Genomic DNA, 7,128 nt, shown 5'->3' on the forward strand with positions numbered 1-7,128 from the left:
CCCAGGCGGTGTGGAACCTGGTGCGCAATGCGATCCAGGCCGGCGCCGGCAGCGTCACCCTGCGGACCCGGGTTGAACATGGCGTGCGCATCGGCGACCGGCTGCATCCGCTTGCGTTGCGTCTTGAAATCGCCGACGACGGCCGCGGCGTGCCCGAGCAGCTGGCCGAGCACCTGTTCCTGCCGCTGGTCAGCGGCCGCGCCGAAGGCACCGGGCTGGGCCTGGCGCTGGCCCAGCAGGTGGCGCGCGAACATCGCGGCACGCTGACCTACCGCTCGCGCCCGGGGCATACCGTGTTCACCGTGCTGCTGCCGATCGGCCACGGCACGCCTGCCGAGGAGGCCGCCCATGGCGGATGACACCAATCGCACCGCCCAGCGTGTCTGGGTGGTCGATGACGACCGCGCGGTGCGTTTCGTGCTCTGTACGGCGCTGCGCGATGCGGGCTATCGGGTGGAAGGCTTCGATGGCGCCGCTGCGGCGCTGGCGATGCTTGCCAGCCAGCCGCCGCCGGACCTGCTGTTCACCGACGTGCGCATGCCCGGTGACGATGGCTTGGTGCTGCTGGACAAACTCAAGGCCGCGCACCCGCAGCTGCCGGTGATCGTGATGTCGGCCTACACCGATGTGGCCAGCACCGCCGGCGCGTTCCGTGGCGGTGCGCAGGAATTCCTGTCCAAACCATTCGATCTGGATGACGCGGTAGCGCTGGCCCAGCGCGTGCTGCCCGAACCGGACGCGCTGGCCGCTGCACCCGTGCCTGCCGCCGCCGAACCGGGCACCGACCAGCGCCCGCAGCTGGTCGGTGATACCCCGGCGATGCGCGCGCTGTTCCGCGCGATCGGGCGGCTGGCGCAGGCGCCGCTGTCGGTGCTGATCAACGGCGAAACCGGCACCGGCAAGGAACTGGTCGCGCATGCGCTGCACCATGAATCCCCGCGCGTGCAGGGGCCGTTCGTCGCACTCAACACCGCTGCGATTCCCGCCGAGCTGCTCGAAAGCGAACTGTTCGGCCACGAAGCGGGCGCGTTCACCGGCGCGCAGCGGCGCCATGTCGGCCGCTTCGAGCAGGCCAACGGCGGCACGCTGTTCCTCGATGAAATCGGCGACATGCCGCTGCCATTGCAGACGCGCCTGCTGCGCGTACTGGCCGAGGGCGAGTTCTTCCGCGTCGGCGGGCGCGAGCTTATCCGCGTGGACGTGCGGGTGATCGCCGCCACCCACCAGGACCTGGAATCGCTGGTCGCGCAGGGGCGCTTCCGCGCCGACCTGCTGCATCGGCTGGACGTGGTGCGCCTGCGCCTGCCGCCGCTGCGCGAGCGTCGCGACGACATCGCACACCTGGCCGATACCTTCCTGGCTGCGGCGGCACGCAAGCTGGATACGCCGCCCAAGCGCCTCACCGCATCGGCGCTGCAGGCGCTGCGCGAGCACGACTGGCCGGGCAACGTGCGCGAGCTGGAAAACGTGTGCTGGCGGATGGCCGCACTCGCCGCCTCGGACACCATCGGCGTCGCCGATGTGGACAGTGCGCTGCACCGGGGCGGCGGCCCGCGCACGCGCGCGGCCGGTGATCCGGGTCAGTGGGAGGCCCTGCTGTCGGCCTGGGCCCGGCAGCGACTGGCGGAAGGCGCGGAAGGCCTGCACGCGCAGGTCCGCGAACGCGTCGACCAGGCCCTGCTCGAGGCCGCGCTGCAGATCACCCACGGCCGTCGCGCCGAGGCCGCTGCCCGCCTGGGCATGGGCCGCAACACCCTGACCCGCAAGCTCGGCGCCGGGCGCCGTCGCGGCGGATGAACCGCATGTCCACGCCGCGTGTGCGCCACGTCCGTGCCGCTTTCATGGCCTGTGGACGAGCACCGCGTTAGTTTGCAACCAAGGAGTCTTCCATGCGCAGTTCCACTGTCATCCTCGCTGCGGCCGTCCTGTTCGGTCTGGCCGCCTGCGGCACTACACCGCCGCCGCGCCCCACCGCGCCACCGGTACCGATGGTGAGCACGGCCAAGATGGCCGAAGCCAACCTGTCGTCGGCGTCGGCCAGCCTGGTCAGCGGCCGCCTGGCACTGGTGCCCGATGCGCGCGGGGTGCACATCACCGGTGTCATCGGAGGCTTGCAGCCGATGCAGACGGCGGCGTTCCATGTGCATGAGCGCGGCGATTGCAGCGCCGTGGACGCGAGTAGCGCCGGTCCGCATTTCAACCCGACCGCGCAGCCGCACGGTCGCAACAGCGCCGGCCCGCACCATGCCGGTGACATGGACAACCTGCGTACGGACGCGCAGGGACGTGTGAACGTCGACGTTCGCCTGCCAGCGGTTACCCTTGGCGGCGGCGCAGCCACCGATATCGCCGGGCGTGCACTGGTCGTGCATGCCAACGCCGACGATTACCGCAGCCAGCCCGCCGGCAATGCCGGCGCCCGAATTGCCTGTGGCCTCATCCGGGTCGTGCGCTGATCGCGCCTCCCGCTGACGCTGCTTCTTCCACCGCTACCCGCAAGGAGTTCCACATGCGTTTGATCCATACCACCCTGTTCGCCGCCATCGCCGCGCTCGGCCTGAGCGCCTGCAACAAGCCGGCCGAACCCACGCCGGAAGCCACGCCGGCCGCCGAAGCCACCGCTTCGCAGCCGGCCGCCGAAGCCACGACCGACGCACCGCCGGCCATGACCAGCGAAGCCCACGCCAACCAGGGCGCCGTGGCCGAGCTTGCCCCGACCAAGGGCAATGACGTCAAGGGCAACGTGACCTTCAGCGTCGTCGACGGCAAGGTCCACGTGAAGGGCCAGGTCAGTGGCCTGAAGCCCAACAGCGAGCACGGCTTCCACATCCACGAGAAGGGCGATTGCAGCGCGCCGGACGGCGCCAGCGCCGGCGGCCACTTCAACCCGGCCAAGGAAGATCACGGCAACGTCGCCACCACCCCGCACCACGGCGGTGACATCCCCAACATCAAGGCCGACGCCCAGGGCAACGCCATGGTCGATGCCGACGTGTCCACCAACGTCAACGTGGGCAAGGGCGATGACTTCGACATCATCGGCCGTGGCCTGATCGTCCACGCCGACGCGGACGACTACAAGACCCAGCCGACCGGCAACGCGGGTGCGCGCCTGGCCTGTGCGGTGATCAAAGCCGCGCCGTAACCGAGGCGGTGCAGAATGAAAAACGCCGGCGATTGCCGGCGTTTTTTTTGGAGCGCGGATAGAGCCACGCCATGCGTGGCTGCCATGATCGCTATCGATGCCCGCGGGAGCCGGCCAGCGGCCGGCCCTACCGTTAGCGGGTCAGCAGCTCGCGCGCGTCCTGGCCGGCTTCGCAATGCACGAACAGCACCGGCAAGCCGTGCGATTCGAGCACCGCCGCCATCTGCCGCTGGCGGATCAGGTACTGGTCGTAGATGCCCTGCAGACGATCGCAGTCGCCGGTGCCGTGGTTGTAGAACGCGCACCAGCCGGCCGGATCGAACAACGCCATACGCACTTCGCCATCGGCGTATCGCAGCAGCGGCTCGGGCGGCGCGTCCAGCCATTCCTCGACATGCGGCGCCATCAGTGCGGTCTCGATCAGCGGCCACAGCACCGCCAGGCCCTGGTTGTCGTACTGCATCGACATCATCGCGGCCAGGTCATTCACCGTGAAATAGCGCGCGTGTTCGATCTGCGCGCCGAAGGCGGTCTGCGCCTGCAGGGCGGTGTCGGCCTGGGCCATGCCCTGGGCCAGCAGCACCTCTTCCAGCGCGTCGGCAACGGCCTGGGTCTGCGCCACCTCGGTACCGGTCAGCAGGAACGGCACCACGCGCAGACCGCCGCCGGTCAGCCCGGCATCGGCCTGGAACGGTAGTGGTACGTCGCCGTCGGCACCGGCGCCGAAGGCCAGCATGCGCGGGCCGTGGCTGCGGCCGGGCGCGCGCATCTGCAGTTCTTCCAGACGGCGGTGCACCGGCCAACCCGGGCGCAGCACTTCAGCCGGATCGAAATGCGCGCCGGCGAACACGAAGTCCAGCCCGCTGACGGCCGGGACCAGTCTGGCCAGGTCGCGGCCGACGCGTTCGGCCAGTTCGCCAGCCTGTTCGGAGGACAGCGCGGCATGGCGCGGCACGTCGCCGCCAGCCAGTTCCAATGCCAGGACGCCAAGGGCATTCATGCCGGGGTCGGGTTTGCTCATGGTTTCACGGTTGGCCCATCACAGGGCGGCAGCTACACTTGCCCCCATTATGCCTGCTCCTTCGTGCAGGCCATGTTGCAGACACCCCTCCCATGCCAGGTATCTCCATGCCCAACGCCCGTCCCGTCGCCATCCTCGGTGGCGTCCGCATCCCGTTCTGCCGCCAGAACACGGCCTATTCGGACGTCGGCAACCTCGGCATGTCGGTACGCACGCTCGGCGCGCTGGTCGAACGTTTCGGTCTGCACGGGCAGCAGCTCGGCGAAGTGGCGATGGGCGCGGTGATCAAGCACTCCAGCGACTGGAACTTGGGCCGGGAAGCGACGTTGTCCTCGGGCCYGTCCCCGCTGACCCCGGGCATCACCATGCAGCGCGCCTGCGGTACCTCGCTGGACACCATCATCGCGGTGGCCAACAAGATCGCGCTCGGCCAGATCGAATCGGGCATCGGCGGCGGATCGGACACCACCTCCGACGTGCCGATCGTGTACGGCAAGAAGCTGCGCGCGCGCCTGCTGGCGGCCAATCGCGCCAAGTCCACCGGCGACAAATTCAAGGCACTGACCCGCGGCTTCAAGCTCAGCGAGCTCAAGCCCGAGTTCCCCGGCGTGGCCGAGCCGCGTACCGGCAAAAGCATGGGCGACCACTGCGAGGACATGGCCAAGGAATGGAACATCTCGCGCGATTCGCAGGACGAATGGGCGGTGTCCTCGCACAAGAAGCTGGCCGCCGCCTATGAGCGCGGGTTCTTCACCGACCTGATCGCCCCGTTCCGTGGCGTCGAGCGCGACAACATCCTGCGCGCCGATACCTCGCTGGAAAAGCTGGCCACGCTCAAGCCGGCCTTCGACAAGGTGTCCGGTCGCGGCACGCTGACCGCCGCCAACTCCACCCCGCTTACCGACGGCGCCTCGGCGGTGCTGCTGGCCAGTGAGGAATGGGCGCGCGCGCACGGCCACGAACCGCTGGCCTACCTGCGCGATTCGCAGGTGGCCGCCGTCGATTTCGTGCACGGCGAAGGCCTGCTGATGGCCCCGACCATTGCGGTGCCGGAGATGCTCAAGCGCAACGGGCTGACGTTGCAGGATTTCGACATCTACGAAATCCATGAAGCGTTTGCCGCGCAGGTGCTGTGCACGCTGCGCGCGTGGGAAAGCGAAGATTACTGCCGCAACCGCCTCGGCCTGGATGCGCCGCTGGGCCGTATCGACCCGGCCAAGATCAACCTGCTGGGGTCGTCGCTGGCCACCGGCCACCCGTTCGCCGCCACCGGTGCGCGAGTGATCGCCACGGCGGCCAAGCAGCTGGCCGAACGCGGCGGTGGCCGCGCGCTTGTCTCGATCTGCACCGCTGGCGGCATGGGCGTGGTGGCGATCGTCGAACGCTGATCGGGCCCGATGCGCAAACCGAAAAGGCCGCCCAAGGGGCGGCCTTTCTGTATGTAAAGCCACCCCATGGGTGGCTGCACAACCATCCGAAGCCCGCTAGTGCCGGCCGCTGGCCGGCTCTCCATGGACGTTGGATGGGTGTGTGTGGACGACTGTTCTTCCACCGTCGCGCGCTCGGGCACCACCGGTTCCAGCGGTGCCACGGCGGCATTGGCGCGGGCCAGCGCGATGCTGTCATCACCACGCTGCTGGCGCAGCGCGTTGGCCAAGCACTGCGACGCCAACGCCGGTTCGCCACGGTCGACGAACAACTGGCCCAGCGCTTCCCACGCGGCCGGACCGGCGCCAGCGGCGATAGCGCGGTGCAGGTAATCCTCGGCCAGGCTGTGCTGGCGCTGACGCGTAGCGATGCGGCCCAGTGCCAGCAGCAGCGCCGGGCTGGCCGGCTGGTTGCCCAGCCAGCGCTGCAGGTTGGCCTGGCGCGTGGCCAGCTTGTCCACCGGCATCTGTCCGTACAGGGTCACCACCGATTCGTCCCAGCGCGTATCCAGCGCCTGCTCCAGGTTCAGCAGCGCCGGCTCGTCCCAGTCCAGCGCCACCGCGCGCAGCGCATAGGCCGAGACCACGTCCGGATCGCTGCGCAGGGCCTTGGGCGTGGCTTCCCACTGCGCGGCCAAGGCATTGACGTCGCCCGCTTCCAGCAGCGACTGCGCCGCCAGGCGGGTTTCCAGTTCGGCGACCGCCTCGTCCGGCAGCACCTTCTGCTTGCGCAGCGCGCCCAGCTGGCCGTAAGCCTCGTGCGCGCGGTCGGCGCGGGCCAGGGCTTCGGTGCGCAGCCACAGGCCGCGCGGCGGCAGCGGCTGGATCGTCGCGGTGTCCAGCAGGTTGATCGCATCCACCGRGCGTTCCTGCGCCAGCAGGCGTTCGGCCTGCAGCAGGGCGTGCAGGGTGGCATCCTCGCTGGCCAACCGCTGCAGGTACTGATTCACGGCGGCCTGGTCATCGCGCGCCTGTGCGCTGCGCACGGCAGTGACCATCGCCACGGCGGCCACGTCCTTGTCTTCGGCGGCGGTTTCCAGCAGCTTTTCAGCGCGCTGCCATTGGCCCTGTTCGTGGGCGTGGATGCCGTCGATCAGGCGCGCGCGGCCCTGCTTGCGGCGGTAGCGGCCCCAGGCGCGGAACGGCGAGGCCAGCAGGCTCCACAGCAGCCACAGCACCAGCAGCCCGACCAGCGCCATCAAGGCCACCTGCGGCACCGTCGAGCGGTAGTCGTTGCCGCCGTAGCGGTAGATCACTTCGCCGAACTGGCGAAGCTGCTCGGTGCCGAGGAACTGCGAGGCGATCACGCCCAGCGCCACGGCCAGCAACAGCACCACCAAAGATTGGAAGGGTTTCATCGATCATCTCCATCGCGCATCGAGCGCAGTTGCTGCAGGGTGCTGCCCAGTTCGGGCAGCGCGGGCTGCAGCACGCGCATGCGCAGTTGCTGCAGTTCAGCACGACGCTCGCGCAGGGCGGGTGAATCCGGCCACAGCCGCGGTAGCCACAGCGCCACGCGGTCCACGGCCTGGGTG

Annotated in this window: 6 protein-coding genes and 2 pseudogenes; 5 read left to right on the plus strand and 3 right to left on the minus strand. The window is 69.5% G+C overall.

Annotated features, from left to right (window positions below; all coding sequences use genetic code 11):
• The 4 genes from ACXJKH_RS13185 to ACXJKH_RS13200 form a co-directional block, all read left to right on the plus strand.
• Positions 1–359 (plus strand): ATP-binding protein (locus ACXJKH_RS13185; protein ID WP_457319900.1); only part of this gene is annotated, 359 nt, incomplete at its 5' end.
• On the plus strand, positions 349–1,797 hold the full coding sequence (ntrC, locus tag ACXJKH_RS13190; protein WP_457319902.1) for a nitrogen regulation protein NR(I): 1,449 nt from the start codon (positions 349–351) through the stop codon (positions 1,795–1,797). The genes ACXJKH_RS13185 and ntrC, both read left to right, overlap by 11 nt.
• A gap of 92 nt (positions 1,798–1,889) precedes the next feature.
• Positions 1,890–2,456, plus strand: coding sequence for a superoxide dismutase family protein (locus ACXJKH_RS13195; RefSeq protein WP_457319904.1), 567 nt, complete (start codon positions 1,890–1,892; stop codon positions 2,454–2,456).
• Between the two features lie 53 nt (positions 2,457–2,509).
• Complete coding sequence (locus tag ACXJKH_RS13200) at positions 2,510–3,145, plus strand: superoxide dismutase family protein (RefSeq protein ID WP_457319906.1); 636 nt, start codon at positions 2,510–2,512, stop codon at positions 3,143–3,145.
• Between the two features lie 133 nt (positions 3,146–3,278).
• Here ACXJKH_RS13200 and ACXJKH_RS13205 read toward each other — a convergent pair whose 3' ends face one another.
• The gene (locus ACXJKH_RS13205) at positions 3,279–4,166 is read right to left on the minus strand and encodes a hypothetical protein (RefSeq protein ID WP_457319908.1); all 888 of its coding nucleotides are present in this window, start codon (positions 4,164–4,166) and stop codon (positions 3,279–3,281) included.
• Between the two features lie 92 nt (positions 4,167–4,258).
• Between ACXJKH_RS13205 and ACXJKH_RS13210 the strand changes: the two genes are divergently transcribed.
• Positions 4,259–5,554: an acetyl-CoA C-acetyltransferase gene (locus tag ACXJKH_RS13210; protein WP_457319910.1), complete on the plus strand. Its 1,296-nt coding sequence runs from the start codon at positions 4,259–4,261 to the stop codon at positions 5,552–5,554.
• Positions 5,555–5,685: 131 nt separating this feature from the next.
• On the opposite strand, the pseudogene ACXJKH_RS13215 reads toward ACXJKH_RS13210, so the two are convergent.
• A pseudogene (locus ACXJKH_RS13215) lies at positions 5,686–6,951 on the minus strand (heme biosynthesis HemY N-terminal domain-containing protein); the annotation flags it as partial.
• Positions 6,948–7,128 (minus strand): annotated as a pseudogene (locus ACXJKH_RS13220) (uroporphyrinogen-III C-methyltransferase); the annotation flags it as partial. The pseudogenes ACXJKH_RS13220 and ACXJKH_RS13215, both read right to left, overlap by 4 nt.

It is taken from the genome of Stenotrophomonas sp. P5_B8 (genome assembly GCF_054049855.1).